At 58.0% G+C, this 15,582-nt stretch carries 17 protein-coding genes and 2 pseudogenes; 8 read left to right on the forward strand and 11 right to left on the reverse strand.

Annotated features, from left to right (window positions below; genetic code table 11):
* Positions 1 to 464 precede the first annotated feature (464 nt).
* The 7 genes and pseudogenes from rpiA to SD70_RS30825 all read right to left on the reverse strand — a co-directional run bounded on the left by rpiA (position 465) and on the right by SD70_RS30825 (position 4,818).
* A pseudogene (gene rpiA, locus SD70_RS30795) lies at positions 465 to 1,134 on the reverse strand (ribose-5-phosphate isomerase RpiA).
* 188 nt (positions 1,135 to 1,322) lie between these two features.
* Positions 1,323 to 1,805, reverse strand: coding sequence for a VOC family protein (locus SD70_RS30800; RefSeq protein WP_331436863.1), 483 nt, complete (start codon positions 1,803 to 1,805; stop codon positions 1,323 to 1,325).
* A 40-nt stretch (positions 1,806 to 1,845) separates the two neighbouring features.
* Positions 1,846 to 2,340 carry an SRPBCC family protein gene (locus tag SD70_RS30805; protein ID WP_041052392.1) on the reverse strand — a complete coding sequence of 165 codons (495 nt, stop codon included), beginning with the start codon at positions 2,338 to 2,340 and terminating at the stop codon, positions 1,846 to 1,848.
* A complete protein-coding gene (locus SD70_RS30810; RefSeq protein ID WP_041052393.1) occupies positions 2,337 to 2,690 on the reverse strand; it encodes an ArsR/SmtB family transcription factor in 354 nt (117 codons plus the stop codon). Before SD70_RS30810 ends, SD70_RS30805 begins: the two co-directional genes overlap by 4 nt.
* Positions 2,691 to 2,881: 191 nt before the next feature.
* Complete coding sequence (locus SD70_RS30815) at positions 2,882 to 3,622, reverse strand: YebC/PmpR family DNA-binding transcriptional regulator (protein ID WP_041052404.1); 741 nt, start codon at positions 3,620 to 3,622, stop codon at positions 2,882 to 2,884.
* A 179-nt stretch (positions 3,623 to 3,801) separates the two neighbouring features.
* Positions 3,802 to 3,999, reverse strand: a complete 198-nt coding sequence (locus SD70_RS30820) for a cold shock domain-containing protein (protein WP_041052394.1) — start codon at positions 3,997 to 3,999, stop codon at positions 3,802 to 3,804.
* A gap of 87 nt (positions 4,000 to 4,086) precedes the next feature.
* On the reverse strand, positions 4,087 to 4,818 hold the full coding sequence (locus SD70_RS30825) for a class I SAM-dependent methyltransferase (protein ID WP_041052395.1): 732 nt from the start codon (positions 4,816 to 4,818) through the stop codon (positions 4,087 to 4,089).
* A gap of 261 nt (positions 4,819 to 5,079) precedes the next feature.
* On the opposite strand from SD70_RS30825, the gene SD70_RS30830 reads away from it, so the two are divergent.
* On the forward strand, positions 5,080 to 5,271 hold the full coding sequence (locus SD70_RS30830; RefSeq protein WP_052488085.1) for a hypothetical protein: 192 nt from the start codon (positions 5,080 to 5,082) through the stop codon (positions 5,269 to 5,271).
* Positions 5,272 to 5,539: 268 nt separating this feature from the next.
* Here SD70_RS30830 and SD70_RS30835 read toward each other — a convergent pair whose 3' ends face one another.
* Positions 5,540 to 7,273 carry a thiamine pyrophosphate-binding protein gene (locus SD70_RS30835; RefSeq protein WP_231571700.1) on the reverse strand — a complete coding sequence of 578 codons (1,734 nt, stop codon included), beginning with the start codon at positions 7,271 to 7,273 and terminating at the stop codon, positions 5,540 to 5,542.
* Between the two features lie 203 nt (positions 7,274 to 7,476).
* On the opposite strand from SD70_RS30835, the gene SD70_RS30840 reads away from it, so the two are divergent.
* The 6 genes and pseudogenes from SD70_RS30840 to SD70_RS30860 all read left to right on the forward strand — a co-directional run bounded on the left by SD70_RS30840 (position 7,477) and on the right by SD70_RS30860 (position 12,931).
* Entirely contained in the window at positions 7,477 to 7,659 is a 183-nt protein-coding gene (locus tag SD70_RS30840; RefSeq protein ID WP_041052397.1) for a hypothetical protein, read from the forward strand.
* 480 nt (positions 7,660 to 8,139) lie between these two features.
* Positions 8,140 to 8,718, forward strand: coding sequence for a hypothetical protein (locus SD70_RS40010; protein WP_331436864.1), 579 nt, complete (start codon positions 8,140 to 8,142; stop codon positions 8,716 to 8,718).
* Positions 8,628 to 9,701 (forward strand): annotated as a pseudogene (locus tag SD70_RS38920) (M3 family oligoendopeptidase); the annotation flags it as partial. The gene SD70_RS40010 and the pseudogene SD70_RS38920, both read left to right, overlap by 91 nt.
* Positions 9,702 to 9,735: 34 nt before the next feature.
* Entirely contained in the window at positions 9,736 to 10,128 is a 393-nt protein-coding gene (locus SD70_RS30850) for a LapA family protein (RefSeq protein ID WP_082053784.1), read from the forward strand.
* Complete coding sequence (locus SD70_RS30855) at positions 10,125 to 10,316, forward strand: hypothetical protein (protein ID WP_041052398.1); 192 nt, start codon at positions 10,125 to 10,127, stop codon at positions 10,314 to 10,316. Before SD70_RS30850 ends, SD70_RS30855 begins: the two co-directional genes overlap by 4 nt.
* Positions 10,317 to 10,396: 80 nt before the next feature.
* Positions 10,397 to 12,931, forward strand: a complete 2,535-nt coding sequence (locus tag SD70_RS30860) for a beta-propeller domain-containing protein (protein ID WP_052488086.1) — start codon at positions 10,397 to 10,399, stop codon at positions 12,929 to 12,931.
* Between the two features lie 158 nt (positions 12,932 to 13,089).
* Here SD70_RS30860 and SD70_RS30865 read toward each other — a convergent pair whose 3' ends face one another.
* Together SD70_RS30865 and SD70_RS30870 are read right to left on the reverse strand one after the other, a co-directional pair.
* Entirely contained in the window at positions 13,090 to 13,539 is a 450-nt protein-coding gene (locus tag SD70_RS30865; RefSeq protein ID WP_041052399.1) for an SRPBCC family protein, read from the reverse strand.
* Entirely contained in the window at positions 13,536 to 14,042 is a 507-nt protein-coding gene (locus SD70_RS30870; RefSeq protein ID WP_041052400.1) for a MerR family transcriptional regulator, read from the reverse strand. Before SD70_RS30870 ends, SD70_RS30865 begins: the two co-directional genes overlap by 4 nt.
* 358 nt (positions 14,043 to 14,400) lie before the next feature.
* On the opposite strand from SD70_RS30870, the gene SD70_RS30875 reads away from it, so the two are divergent.
* Positions 14,401 to 15,171 carry an ANT(4')-I family aminoglycoside nucleotidyltransferase gene (locus tag SD70_RS30875; RefSeq protein ID WP_041052401.1) on the forward strand — a complete coding sequence of 257 codons (771 nt, stop codon included), beginning with the start codon at positions 14,401 to 14,403 and terminating at the stop codon, positions 15,169 to 15,171.
* A gap of 116 nt (positions 15,172 to 15,287) precedes the next feature.
* Here SD70_RS30875 and SD70_RS30880 read toward each other — a convergent pair.
* Positions 15,288 to 15,582, reverse strand: a 295-nt coding sequence (locus SD70_RS30880) for a DUF92 domain-containing protein (RefSeq protein WP_156158294.1), incomplete at its 5' end; no start/stop codon positions are given.

Raw genomic sequence — 15,582 nt, forward strand, 5'->3', positions numbered from 1 at the left:
GGACAAGCAGGGCGGCGATCTTAAAATAACGCAAGCACTTGCCGTCAAGCGACGCGAATAGAGGACTGGAACATCCGAGACGGATTGCTCAATAACAAGTTACTTTACCTGCAACTTTTTTTCTCATTGGAGCCCTGCCTGTCCTTTTCGTTCTGCGAAAATCACTGAGCAACCATGTCTTCCGCCGCCATATCGTTGGGAGATTGCCGATTATTGGACGGCGGGTTGGCGGACAAGCAGGGCGGCGATCTTAAAATAACGCAAGCACTTGCCGTCAAGCGACGCGAATAGAGGACTGGAACATCCGAGACGGATTGCTCAATAACAAGCATGGAGGCCACTGGACTTCCGCAATCCTCCTACTCGTGCCACCACCCGCTCTTCCGTCCGCCCGCCTGCCCGCACGTCTGCCCGCTTTCCGCCATTCAAGCCCTTCACGCCTTCCCGTCACATGCCCATCAACTTCAACGCTCCAGCCGTTTCACCGTGCCGTCGGCGTAGGCGACGAAGGCGGCAGAGGCCATGCCGAGAAACAGCCCGTTCTCGACAACGCCGGGAATGGCGTTCAGCAGCGTTTGCAGCGTCTGTGCATCCGCGACGGCGCCGAACCGGCAGTCGAGGATGTAGTTACCGTTGTCCGTGACGAACGGCGTCTCTTCTCCCCCGCGCAGCTCCGCTTCGCAGCCGATCGCCTGCACCTGCCGCCGCGTCGCCTGCCAAGCGAACGGCACGATTTCGACCGGCAGCGGGAACTTGCCCAGTTGTCCGACCACCTTGCTCTCGTCGGCGACGATGAGCAGCCGGTCCGAGAGCGAGGCGACGATTTTCTCGCGCAAAAGCGCGCCGCCTCCGCCTTTGATAAGCTGCAGCTGCGGATCGATCTCGTCCGCCCCGTCAATCGTCATGTCGACGCGTTCCACGCTCCGCCCATGGCAGCATCGGAATGCCCAGCGCAAGCGCCTGCTTCTCGCTTTGCACCGACGTTGCCACAGCGCGGATGCGCAGCCCCTCCTTCACCCGCGCGCCGATGCGCTCGATCGCCCAAAAAGCGGTAGACCCCGTGCCAAGGCCGACGACCATCCCGTCCTGTACTTGCTCTGCCGCGGCTTCTGCGGCCATTTGCTTCAAATTCACGTTAAAATCGCCTCCTTCCTATCATCTTACCCGTTCGCGCGCCATCCCAACAAACGCCCGGCCCGACAAACGGCCTTGACTGCCTGTCGCCACATCATAAAAAGGGCAATCTCCGAGCCATGTTCATGGCTGTTGATATGCCCTTTTATTCGCATGGCAGTTCGCACCGCCTTGATGCAAGCCTTGGCCTACTGATGATAAGCTTGCTTCAACCGCTCAATATCAAGCTTATTCATTTGGAGCATGGCCTGCATGACCCTTTGCGATTTCCCCGCATCTTTGTCCTGCATCAATTCGCCCAAAACGGTCGGAACGATTTGCCACGATACGCCGAATTTATCTTTCAGCCATCCGCATCTTCCTTCTTCCCCTCCGTCCGCGGTCAGTTTCGACCACAGTTCGTCGACTTCCTGCTGCGTCTCGCAGCTGACGAAGAACGAGATCGCCGGCGAGAAGGTGAAATGCGGGCCGCCGTTCAAAGCCATGAACCGTTGTCCTTCGAGCCGGAACGTTGCGGACATCACCGCCCCTGCCGGCCCTGGCCCCGCTTCGCCGTAGCGGACGACGCTCTCGACCTTGGAGTTTTTGAAAATCGAGACATACAAATTCACCGCTTCTTCCGCCTGGTTGTCGAACCACAAGTAAGGGGAAATTTTTTGCACGTTTTGCACAGCTGCTCATCTCCTTATTCATTTTTATTTAGCGAAACCGCTATCCGATGCTTGCGGCAAACTTGTCGAGCGACTGGTGCATGCCGAGCACAGCGTATTTGGACATTTGCCCCAGCGTCCAACCTTGCTCGGTAATCTTCAATTCCGTCCGGTTGCCGCCCAGAGCTACAAACTCGATGACGAATTTGACTTCCTCCGGGAAATCCGGGGGCATACCCACTTGAGCGGGATGGATCGGGTTCCCGTCTTTGTCGGCCAATGTTTGGGTAAATTCGAGACGCTCATTCGGCACGATTTTCGTATAGACGCCAGTGGAGTAGAAATCTTGACCTCCTTGTTCTTTCGGCGCACGCATGCAGAACAAATATTTGCCGCCTTCGCGCAGGTCGATTTCGCACCGCGGAGAAGTATAGTCCGCCGGCCCCCACCACAGCATCACCAGCTTGGGATCCGTCCAGCCTTTCCATACCATCTCGACCGGGATATCGAAAACGCGGGTAATAACGAGGTCTTGCTTGCTCGCATCTTGCTTCATTCGGATTCCTCCTGCTCATTTTGCGCATTGGCGTTTTTGCGCATCTCCGCTTTCAAAACTGCCTCCAACGCGTCCAGACGTCTGCTCCATCGCTGTCTCATACTTTGGGACCATTGTTCGAGCTGAACCATCGCCTCTGTGTTAATCCGGTAAATCCGTTGCTGCGCTCTCTTTTCCACATGAACCAAGTTCGCCTCGCGAAGAATTTTTAAGTGTTGGGAGATCGCCTGCGGACTGACTTGGAATTGGTTGTGGATCTCGGATGCGGGCAGCTCGTCATAATCGGCGAGCATCTCCAAAATTTTGCGGCGCGTAGGATCGGCGAGTGCGGAAAATATGTCGCTAGCCATACAGACTGCTCCTTTCCCTCCTTTCGAATTTGACGCGACCCTTTGCCGGAGTTTCGATTTGCCATGTGGATTGGATCTTTGATTTTAATAATAAATTATTTGTTTTATAAAGTAAATACTTAATTAAAAAATACAATAAAAGCCACCGTCCTAACGCGAACGATGGCTTTTGTCATATCGGGCGTTTCGGCTCAGCCGATTCGCTCCATTTCGGCGGCGCTGATTTCAAAATTGGTGTACACGTCCTGCACGTCGTCGTTGTCGTCGAACGCCTCCATCATTTTCACCAGCTTCTCGGCTTGCTCGCCTTCCGCCGTCACGACGTTCTGCGGCACCCAGCGCACGGCCGCTTCGGCAAACTGGAAGCCTTGCGCTTCCAGCGCCGTTTTCACCGCCTCGAACTCGGCCGGCTGGGTCATAATGTCAATCGACTCTTCGCCGTAGACAACGTCGTCCGCGCCGGCTTCGAGCGCCTGCATGAGCAAATCGTCCTCGCTCAGCTCGACGTTCTCCTTATCCAGCGTAAGCACGCCCTTCTGGTCGAACATGTACGAAACGCAGCCGGATTCGCCCATATTGCCGCCTCGCTTGTTGAAAATGGCCCGCACGTCCGCCGCCGTCCGGTTGCGGTTGTCGGTCAGGCATTTCACCATGATCGCCACGCCGCCGGGACCGTAGCCTTCGTAATAAATTTCTTCGTAATCGACGTTGTCGCCGCCGGTCGCCTTTTTGATGGCGCGTTCGATGTTATCGGTTGGCATCTGAATCGCCCGCGCGTTGGCAATCGCCGTCTTCAGCGCAAAATTCGCCTCCGGATTCGGTCCGCCGCTGCGTGCAGCCATATAAATTTCACGGGACAGCTTCACGTATTGGTTGTTTTTTTGCTGATCCGCTTTGCCTTTGCGATCTTTGAACAGCTTGAACTTCGGCATGATCGTAACGCTCCCTTGCTTAACAGAATAAATGGCCGAGCCTATCTTCATATTGTAGGGGAAACGCCATACCCCGTCAATTTGAGCCTTGTCCCCGCGCATAAAAAAGGACGGCCCCCGGTTAAAGCCGGGAGCCGTCCTTCCGTCGCATCTATAAAACCCTGAGTGTGTTCGGGATCTTATAACTTAACAACGTTAGCCGCTTGCGGGCCGCGATTGCCTTGAGTGATGTCGAACTCCACTTCTTGGCCTTCGTCCAAAGATTTGAAGCCTTCGCCTTGGATAGCAGAGTAGTGTACGAACACGTCGTCTCCGCCTTCAACCGAGATAAAACCGTAGCCCTTTTCTGCGTTAAACCATTTTACTGTGCCTTTCAAGTTCAATTACCTCCTAAACGTATCGCCATCATAGGGCGAATGTACAAAGTATATCATCAATTCTAGAATAAAGCAATCGGCTTTGATTTATACACCGGCGGAAAATTCCTTTTTACGAAAAACGAGCAAGTGCCCGGAGTTCGGCAAAAACGGCAGCTGCGACTCCTCAAGCCGGCTGGCCGCCCCTTCCGCTTCGATGTCGCGGCGCAGCCGGTCCAGATGGCTATACTGCTCCGTCCGAAAATTGAACAGCGGATAAACCCGCACTTCGCCGCCAGGCTTCGTTACGCGCAGCAGTTCCGCGACCGCCGCGCGATGAAAATCGTAATCGAACTGGTCTTCGTACAAAAACAGAAAGTGGCTGCAAAGCGTCAAATCGAACCGGTCGCCGGAAAGCGGCAGCTTCGGCAGCAGCGCCTGCATGTACGTTACGGCCGGATGCTCGGCGCCGTAATCGGCAAGAAACCGATGCAGCGACTGTACCCGCATGGCGCGGTGCCGGTCCAGACTGCCGTAAAAGTCCCAGCGGTACTGGTGGGCGAGGCCGGCCAGTTTAGCCGTCGACACCTCAATCTCCCGCTCGCCGTGCTCTCTGATCTCCTCCGCCGACATCGCGTACAGCGGATCGACCGCCGTGACGCCGTTCCCTCGGCCAGCCGCTTCCGCCGCGAACGACGAAGCGCCCCCGGCCATATCGAGGATGCTCAGCCCTTGCAGCCGATCCTCGGCCAGCGCAAACATCCGCACGTACTCCTCGTACGAGCGGCACGTCATGGCGACGCCGGTTTGTTGGTAATAATCGTTGCTCTTCTGGCTCATCTCATCTCTACTCTCCTTTTCTTGGCCTGTAAGGCCGTGAACTTAGCTCGGACGCGGCGCCGACCGCCCGTCCCGCCCGGCGCAAGCTCCCTTCCGCCGCGGCTTAGGTGGATTGTAGCACAGCCCGGCAGCCCCCGCAACCAAATATTGCAATTCGCCGCCCATTCCGCTATGATGAGGCTCAAAACGATCATTCAGGAGCGAATCGAATTATGACCTCGACGAAAAAAAATACAAATTTTCAAGCGCGACAAGTGGAACATGATTAACGCCGAAGTGCAAGGGGCGAAAATCGTCGTGCGCGAAATTTCCGACCAATGGGGCGAGGAATCGCACACGTTCGTCTCCCGGCCGGAGATGATGCACTGGGCCACGGAGCGTTTCACGCCGGAGCGATTTAACGGTACCGAGGAAGAACGGCTCGCGATATTAGCGGCTTTCAAGGAAGTGTAACGAAAAAAAACCTTTGCCTCTAACTTGGAGGTAAAGGTTTTTTTGTTGGCGAGGGGCTATAGTTTGTGTGCACGTTCGGGAGCTGCGGAGGCCGATCTCAATGGCCTCTGCAGCAAGCGTGCGGCATTGGCATGGCGAACGACGCCGATGGTGGCGGCTCAGCGGTCTTGTTGGCCTTTTGCACCGCCCAGGCACGTCGGCAGCTGACGCCGAATGAGCCCCGTACCGGCCATCTCCAGCCCCCTCTCCCCCGACTCAGCAACCTCTCCTACATCTTCGTATGAGGCACCACCGTGGGCGCCACCACAACCTCCACGAGCGCAGGGCGTCCGCTGCCGCTCAACGCCTGGCGCAGCGCCGCTTCCAGCTCAGCCGCCGTCGCAGCGCGGTAACCCGCCGCCCCGCACGCTTCCGCCAGCTTCACGAAGTCGGGGCTGTCCAGCCCGCTCCCGAGCGTGCTCAGCCCCTCGATCTGCATGCGGTTGCGCTCCATCGCGTAACACCCGTTGTTGAAGACGACGAGCGTGATCGCCAGCTTATACGCAGCGGCAGTGTGCAGCTCCATAATGGTCTGCACCGAACCGCCGTCGCCCGCGATGGCGACGACTTGGCGCTGCGGCTGCTCCAGCTTGGCCGCGATCGCCGCGGGCAGCGCGAAGCCGAGCGTGCGCCATCGCCCCGACAGCAGCACGTCCTGATTCGGCTTGGCGGCAAAAATGCGATCGAACCAGAGCGTATGATCGCCGGTATCGATGCAAAGCACGGCATCGGATGCGCATGCCTCGGCTATCGCCTGCATCGCGCGCTGCGGCGCAAGAGGCAAGCCGTCTTCGTTCGACTCCTGCCGCACCCGCTCCCTCCAGCTGCGCACCGTGTCTGTAACGCGCTGCCGCCACCCATCCCGCGGCGCCGAAGGCTGCGCTTTCAGCTGCCGCACCAGCCTAGGCACAATGTCCGCTATATCGCCGACAACTCCATGCGCTAGCGGATGCCCCCGGCCGATATGCGCCGCCAATTTGTCCACCTGCAGCACCTTGGCCCGAATCGGGGCGTAATCGTCCGGCCACCAGGTGGCCCCCAGCATCACGATCAGGTCGCTTTCGGCCATGAGCAGCGAGGAAGCTTCGCTGCCGCCTTGCCCGAGCCCGCCCGCGTATAGCGGGTGCTCATGCGCAAACGCAGGCTTGGCCGGCTCTGTCGTAACGACCGCCGCCGGCAGCATTTCCGCCAGCGCCAGCACTCCGTCCGCCGCGCTGCGGGCGCCGCGGCCGAGCAGCAGCGCAGGCTTCGCCGCCGACCGGATGAGCTCCGCCGCGGCGCGCACTTCGTCGTCCGGCGTCAGGAGCGGCTGCTGCAAATGGCGCGGGTATTGGATCACGACGCCGTTTACCGTCTGCGTGTACAAGTCTTTCGGTATAGACAGGTGCGCCAGTTTGCCGTGCGCAAGCGCAGACGTAAGCGCCGACTGCAGCAGCTCCGGCAAAGCATCGGGATGCGCCAGCTGCTCGCTGCAATCGGTCAGGGCGGCGAGCAGCTTTTGCTGGTCGATGTACTGCTTTGAACGGGTGCCGATTTTGGCCTGTTCCACCTGTCCGGTGATGGCCAGCACCGGCGCATAGTCCATTGACGCATCCGCCAGCCCGTTCAGCAAATTGGCAACGCCCGGACCGCTTGTGGCTAAACATACGCCGACACGTCCGGTCAGCTTCGCTTCGGCCGACGCCATCAACGCCGCGCTTTCCTCGTGGCGGCAAGCGATATAGGCGATCTTGTTCTGTTTCGCCAAGGCGTCCAATACATTAAGGTTAGCGTCCCCGATGACGCCGTATATCTGTTTCACGCCCCACGCCGCAAGCTGCTCCAGCATGAAGGCAGCTACGGAAAGACCGTCCGTCGGCTTCGGCTGCGAGGCGACCACCGGCGAAGCCGGCACTGGCGATACCGCCGCTGGCGACACCGCCGACGGAGCCGAGGCCGGTTCCATCGTAATTTGCTGCGTCATAAACGTCCCACCATTCTTCAAGTATAACGGCCCGCCAACGTCCGAACGCAGAGCATAACGCGCCTCGCCGATCCGGCACGTCCGGCTGAACAGCAGTCCATTGCCTAGTCTCTCCCTCCTCGTCCATTCTGTGCCGCAACAAAGGAAGGAATTATTTGGTGCAGCGGCGAAATACTTGTTCTGGACGAAGAGAGGTGTTTCCGTTGAGCCATTCCGCTACGCTGCTGACGTTCTGGATCGTATCGTTTTGTACGGCCGGCGTCGTCATTTTGCGCCGCGACAAAATCGATCCGCCCTTCCGCCGGCCGCTCGCCATCGTGGCGCTCGTGCTGATCGTCAGCTCGTTCGCGCTGATCGTGATCGAGCTGTTTCGGCTCGGGACGTAATTGTACGCGAGCCCGGCAACCCTTTATAATATGGAACAAGAACGCTCATACTAGGTGGGAAATACCGCCAGCGCCGCACCCGCCAAGCCGGGCGGCGGAGCCGGCGGAAGTCCGCCTGGGAGAGTGACGCTTTTGTTCCGACTCGTACCGCTCGTTGTCGCGTTCGGCCTGCTCACCGCCGCCGTGCCGGCATCCGCCGGTCCGGGCGAACCGTCCGCATCAACCCAAAAACAATGGAGGAGGGCCACAATGACCCAAGTGCAAGAGCGCAAAGCGATTCCCGCCGATCATACGTGGAAGCTGGAAGATTTGTTTCCGGATCAGGCGGCGTGGGATCAAGAATACCAAGAAGTGAAGAAGCTGGTCGAAGAGGTCAAGCAGTACCGCGGCAAGCTGAAGGACGCTGCGGCGATCAAAGCGTGCTTCGAGCTGGAGGACAGCATTTCTTTACATAGCGAACGGCTTTATGTATACGCCAATATGAAGCATCACGAAGATACCGCGGAAGGAACGTATCAGGCGCTGTCGGAAAAGTCCAAAAAGCTGAGCGTCGAAGTCGGCGAAGCGCTGTCGTTCATTTCCCCGGAAATTTTGTCGCTGCCGACGGAAACGCTGCGCGGCTTCGTCGCCGATCCGCAGCTCAGCTTCTACAAGCGCACGCTCGAGGAAATGATCCGCGAGAAGCCGCACGTGCTGTCCGAAACGGAAGAGGCGCTGCTGGCGCAAGCCGGCAACATGGCCGGGGCGCCGAGCACGATTTACGGCATGCTCAACAATGCCGACATGAAGTTTCCAACAATAAAGAACGACAAGGGCGAGGAAGTCGAGCTGACGCACGGCAACTACATCCAGTTCCTCGAAAGCCGCAACCGCGAAGTGCGCGCAGCCGCCTTCAAGGCGATGTACGACACGTATGCGAAGCAGAAAAACACGATCGCTTCCACCTTGAGCGCCAACATCAACAAAAACATGTTTTACGCCAAGCCCGCCATTACCCGTCCGTGCTGGAAATGTCGCTGTTCGGCGACAACATCAAGCCCGAAGTATACACGAATCTGATCGACACGATCCATGAGTCGCTGCCGCTGCTGCACCGCTACCTGAAGCTGCGCAAAAAGCTGCTCAAAGTCGATGAGCTGCACATGTACGATCTGTTCACGCCGCTCGTCGACGAAGTCGATATGGACATTCCGTACGACGAGGCGAAGTCGATTGTAAAGGCTTCGCTCAAGCCGCTGGGCGACGGCTACCTCAACATTTTGCAGGAAGGCTTCGACAACCGCTGGATCGACATTTACGAGAACAAGAACAAGCGTAGCGGCGCTTACTGCTGGGGCGCCTACGGCACTCATCCGTACGTGCTGCTGAACCATAAGGACAACCTGAACTCGATGTTCACGCTGGCGCACGAGATGGGCCACGCAATCCACTCCTACTTGTCGGACGAGAATCAGGAATACCGCTATGCGCAGTACACCATTTTCCTCGCCGAGGTGGCCTCCACCTTGAACGAGGCGCTGCTCATGGACTATATGCTGAAGAAAACGACCGATCCGAAGGAAAAATTGTACCTGCTCACGTATTACGCCGACCAATTCCGGACGACGGTGTTCCGCCAGACGATGTTCGCCGAGTTCGAGAAAATTACGCACGAGCATATGGAGCGCGGCGAGTCGCTCACCCCGGCGGATTTCAGCAAAATTTATTACGACCTCAATTTGCTGTATCACGGCAAAGACATGGTCGTAGACAAAGACATCGAGATGGAATGGGCGCGCATCCCCCATTTCTACAACAGCTTCTACGTGTACAAATACGCTACCGGCTTCTCGGCGGCGACGAGCTTCGCCAAGCAAATTCTTGACGAAGGCACGCCGGCGGTCGAGCGCTATCTCGGCTTCCTGAAAAGCGGCGGCAGCGACTATTCGATCGATATTTTGAAGCGCGCGGGCGTCGACATGTCGTCGCCGGAGCCGATCAAACAGGCAATGACCGTGTTCAAAAGCTTGCTCGATCAGATGGAGGAGCTGACCAGATCGTAAGCCCCAGCCATCCGATCCAAGGAGCCAATGCCCTGTGAAAATCCAATGGACGCTTATTAGCGCGCTCGTCTTCGCTCTGCTTACCGCCGTTTTCGCCGTCATCAACGTCGAGCCGGTCGAAGTCAATTTCGGCTTCGCGAAGACGAGCACGCCGCTCATTCTTGTGATCCTGACCTCCACCCTGCTCGGCGGACTGATCGTCGGCCTGTTCGGCATCATCCGCCAGTATCGCCTGCAGCGACGCATCCGCGGGCTGGAAAAGCGGCTGCACGAGCTCGAAAACGCCGCCCCCGCCGCAGACGGGGGCGTCCGTGCCGGCACGGGTTCAGCCGCTGCGGGCGAGCCTGCGGCGGCGGGAGCCCAAACTTCCGCTCCGGCCGGTCCGGTGTCCGCTGCCGCCGCGGGACGGGACGGTGAAAGCCCGTGAAGCGCAGATCGAGAGCCCGCCAAATCGCCGCCGCCGTGATCGCCGTTCTGCTGTGCATCCTGCTCGTCAAGCTGTTCAGCGACAGCTTCTGGCAAATCGTCCTGTTCTTCGTTCTGTCCCTGTTTGCCGGCGATTTCGTCGCGGAGTTTATGGAGAAGAAAGGCTGGTTCGGACGCAAAAAAAGATAGTCCGGGCCAAGCTTGCAACAATTGGCAGCAAGCAGCCGTCTTATGATCCAAACACCTTATTGTTTAAGGGGGATGGAACTTTGAGACGGCTGCTTTTTTGCATGATCGCATTGGTGACGGTGTTCGCGCCGCTGTCCGGCGCTGCCGGCGGCGCATCCGCCGAAGGGAAACGCGGGGCTGCGGTTGCCTTTGCCGCCGAGACGGCGGAACGATTTACGACGGGACCGGGATTGCCGGTATGGCTGAATGGGAAGGAACTTGACTTCTCCCCGCCGGCGGCGACGGTGAACGGGACGCTCTTCGTGCCGGCGGTGCGGCTTGCAGCCGCGCTTGGGCTGCAGCACGAGGCTGCGGGCGGCGAGTATTTCATGAATGCGATGAAGGCGACTTCGGGCGGGACGACCGTCACCGTTCGCTTGGGCGACATGGCGATGGACCGGAACGGGGAGCAGGTGCCGCTTCCCGGCGCTCCGTATGCGGACGACGACTGGCTGTACGTCCCGCTTCGGCCCTTTGCCGAGGCGTTCGGCTACAATGTGCGTTGGGATGAGCTGAAGCGCGAGGTCGTGATGGAGAAAGAATGGGAGGCGCTGCCTGCCGTCGGGACCGAGGCAAAACTGAAGGAACTGCTCGGCGGCGCCGGGGCCGGCGAATTCGACGGCAGCATGAAGGTTACGATGATGGATCAAAGAGCCGCAGCGCCTTCTCCCGCAGCTGCGGATGCGGACGGCGGCGCGGCGAAGACGGGCTCCGCTTCCGCCGCCCCGCAAGCGGCTGCGACCGCAGGCGATTACTCGCAGACGAACGTGCAAGTCGCCGGCGTCGACGAAGGAGATCTGGTCAAAACCGACGGTGCTTATTTGTACCAAATCAGCGGCAGGCGTCTCGTCCTGACGCGGATCAACCCGGCTGCGGAGATGAAAGTCGCGGCCGCGGTACAATTCGACGACGAGCTGTTCGCCCCGCGCGAGCTGTATGTCGACGGCGACAAGCTCGTCGTCATCGGCCGCTCCCAAAAGCCGGGACCGAACGTTAAGGCGGCGCCGGAGAATACGGGGACGCCGGCGGCAAGAGCGCAGCCCGACGCGCCCGTTTCGTCCGCTGCCGGACCGGCCGCTCCCGCTCAAGCAAGCGGGACGGGAACGATTGCAGTCCAGCCCCTGCCGGAGAAGCGGGTGCCGATCTCCGTACCGAACAAAATCGTCTTCGGCCCGATAGTCACCGGCGTTACGAAGGCGATCGTATACGACATCGCCGACCGCAGTTCGCCTAAGCCGGTGCGCACCGTCGAGCTGGACGGCAATACGATCGCCACCCGCAAGATCGGATCTGTCGTCTATTTGGTAGCCAATGCGCCGGCCTACAATTATCGCGTGGACTTAAAAGCAAGCAGCGACGCCGCTCCACCGACGCCGTCTTATCGCGACAGCGCAAGCGGAAGCGATTGGCGGAACGCGAAGCTGCCGGGCATCCGTTACTTCCCGGGGCCGATACGTCCAAATTACTTGCTGATCGGCGGCTTCGACCTGAAGCATCCGGAACGGCCGCTGGCGCTCTCTTCCTTCCTTGGGTCAGGGCAAACGGTGTATGTTTCGGACAAATCGCTCTATGTGGCGCAGACGAATTACGGCGGCAGCGCCGTCGTCCGTCCGTTCGCCGGCGAGCCTGCACCCGCTGCGTCGACCCCTGTCCCCCCCGACAACGGCGGGCCGAAAACGACGGTGTACCGGTTCCGGCTGGACGGCGGAAGCGTCCGCTTCGCCGCTCAAGGCGACGTGCCGGGGACGCCGCTCAACCAATTTTCGATGGATGAATACGATGACGTGTTCCGCATCGCTACGACCCGTCCCGACGGCAACGCGCTCTATACGTTAGACGAGTCGATGCAGACGATCGGGCGGCTGGAAAAGCTGGCCCCGGGCGAGCGCATTTACTCCGCCCGTTTTATGGGCAGCCGCGCTTACCTGGTAACGTTTCGGCAAGTCGATCCGCTGTTTGCCATTGACGTCTCCGACCCGCGCTCGCCCGCCGTCCTCGGCGCGCTGAAAATACCGGGCTACAGCGATTACTTGCACCCGTACGACGCAACGCATTTGATCGGGTTCGGCAAAGAGACGGTGCAGGACGATAAAACGGGAGCCGTGCTGTACCAAGGGATGAAAGTTTCGCTGTTCGACGTATCGGACGTCACCCGTCCGGTCGAGCTGTTCAAGACGAATATCGGCGACCGGGGCACGGAATCCGACCTGCTTCGCGATCATAAAGCGCTTCTGTTCTCCAAAGACAAAGGACTGCTCGCATTTCCCGTCAGCGTCCGCGAAGCGCAGGCCAAGGACGGCTATAAAGACCCGCATCAATACGGCGCGCTGACGTTCCAAGGCGCATACGTGTACCATATCGATTTGCAGGCGGGCTTCGAGCTGCGCGGACGGATCACACACTTAACCGCGCAAGACCAGCTGAAGGCGGGCTACGACAGCTTCGACCCGGCCTACGTCATCAAGCGCGCGCTATACGTCGGCGATACGCTGTACACAGTATCCGACGGAGCCGTGAAGGCAAGCGACCTTGCTACGCTCGGCGAGGTCGGGCAATTGCGCTTCGGGGATCGATAGCCAGAATGAAAACGAAGCTGCTCCCGGCATTTCAGGAGCAGCTTCGTTTTGCTTGCATTGCTAGACCGTTATTTCCGCCAGCAGCTTGCCTAGCCGGAATACAGCTTCCCGCGGTACATCGAACCCGCGTGAGGCAACAAGTTCATTCTGGCCCGGTATTATGCTCCTGACTCCTCTTCAAACAGCTTGCCCAGGCCGTCTAACATTAAGCCTGTACCGTGCTCCCGTATTTCCGGCGTATCGTGTCCGTCAAAAAATGCCCCTTGCTCCGTAAAAACCAGCTTCGTGCCGCCCTCCACCTTGATCAGCTCGACCGTTGTAATCGAAACGGAGACGCGCGTGCTGCCCGAATCCAGGGTGTACGTATAGACGATGCGCTGCTCCGGAACAAGCTCCAGGTAGCTGGCGTCGAACGTAAAGATCGGCCCTTCCGGCGGCCCGCCTCTGCTGAACTCGCGGCCGCCAACCCGAAAGTCGAAAATCTCCGGCTTCGAAAACCATTTGGCTTTGGCAATCGGGTCCGCCCAGGCTTGGTACACCCGCTCCGGCGAAGCGGAATAAGTCCGCTCGACGACGAAGGTCGCATGCTTGACAAATCGTTCGTTCATTGATTTTCCTCCTTAGGTTTCGGCATTTCGCTCTCCCCGGCAAGAAAGTCCCCCAACAGATCAAAGTGCCGCTCCCAAATCGTCTGCCGCTCAATGACCAGCTTCTCGAATGACTTTTTCATCGCTTGCAGAAGGCCCGTGAAATCTTCGACAGTTAATTGCACCTCGCCTTGCATCCGCTTGGATACGTGTTCAAGCTGCTCCAACAGTTTCTGCTGCAATTTCATCTGCTCTTTGATCCGATTGATCTGCAAGTTGACGATCTCAAGCGGACTGATTTGTCCGCCGGTTAATACCGATTTAATGTCGTCGAGAGATAACCCCAGCTCTTTAAGCGATAAAATCTGGTGCAAACGCGATAAGTCCGATTCGCTATACAGCCTGTGGCCGGATTCGGTTTGCCCCGACGGAGAGAGTAACCCGATTTGATCATAAAACCGCAGCGTTCGTACGGTAAGCCCCGTCATATTGGCGAGGTCCCCGGTCTTCCAATAGCTCTTCATCGATCATCTCCACTCTTTGACGCTAGCTTTATACCGGCAGCTCTATTATAAAACCTTACGTTACGTAAGGTGCAAGCATGATCTCAACGTTCTGCCGCAAAAATTTTTTTGTGAGTTTCAGCGATGACTTGTGCTCGAGTGCGGCAGGATTCACCGCGCTGTCTGTACCGGCAAATTTTTGATAAAGCCCCTCTCTGCACCTTGCTAAAACAGTTTGTTTTGGCTACAATTCCCATAAGAAAAACCTTCAGGGAGGAAACTCCATGCATCCAAAAAAAATCCCCCGTTAAGCCCGAGGTCCTCCCATCCATGTGTTAGTGGCTGTTCACCCAAATCAATCAAAGGGAGATGCAAGCTCATGCACATGAATGGACCTGTACATATTTCTCGAAACGAAAGACTTCAAATTTGCCACGATATTGCTTCGAGACTGCACGAGGTGTACGGAGAAAAAATCCTCGCCATTGGAGTCTACGGTTCCATTTCCAGAGGTACAGACGGCCCTTTCTCGGACATTGAGATGTTTTGCGTATTTCGCGAATCAAGCGAATCCATAGATTTTAGCTATGAATGGTCGGCGGGGCCTTGGAAAGCAGAGGTGGACGTTCGTAGTGCGGACATTTTCCTTAAAACCGCCTCTACGGTTGAAGGAAGATGGCCGTTGACGCATGAGCCGTTCTTTTCCCCGCTTAGCCTGTATGATCCTGAACGCTTTTTCCCAAAATTAAAAGAAGCTGCAGAGTCGCCGACAAAGGAAGATTTCAGGCGTGCAATCCATGAAGTTCTTGTAGGTGAAATGTACGAGTTTGTTGGAAAACTAAGAAATGTCAGTCTAAATGGCCCCCACACCTACTTGCCATACTTGGCAATGGGGTTTGCCCAATACGGAGCGATGTTAGTCGGGTTACATAACCAAAAACTGTTTTCGACCGGCTCAATGGTTCTGCCGGAGGCATTGGAACTACCGGGTCGTCCGGAAGGATTCGACAATATTGCGAGAATGGTTATGTCCGGACAGTTGGCAGAACCTGCAAAGATCGTTTCAGCTTGTGAACATTTCTGGAACGGCCTTGTGAATTGGGCAGCCCAGCATGACTACGTAATTCGTACAAAACGAATCCCGTTTTGACCGCAAATGCGACATTTACAATATATCTCATGTTATTGATATGCCAAAGACCCCTTTTCGCGATTCGCGAGGGGTCTTTTCACTTATCTTCAGGAGGAAATATCAGCCCTGCACACTTACAACCCAAACGCCAGCGCCAGCAAAACGGCGACGATTCCGCCGGCGGCGGAGCTGAGCAAGTTGACGGCATCGTTGCCGAGCCAGGGCACGCCGCGCGCGTGCACGGTCGGGCGGCTGCAATGCGCCGCGCGCTCGACTTCGCGGCCGCACACCGTGCAGCGCCGCATCGCTTGCCACGCCGCGCCGAGCCACGAGTCCGCCAGCGCCTCCGGCGAACCCGGCGGCGAGCGCGACGAGCGCCAGCTGCGCGAGCGCGGCAAGCGGGAAACCGGTGCTGCAGCCGGACCGCGC

The sequence above is a fragment of the Gordoniibacillus kamchatkensis genome, from assembly GCF_000829455.1.
In the GTDB taxonomy this organism is placed as follows: Bacteria; Bacillota; Bacilli; order Paenibacillales; family NBRC-103111; genus Gordoniibacillus; species Gordoniibacillus kamchatkensis.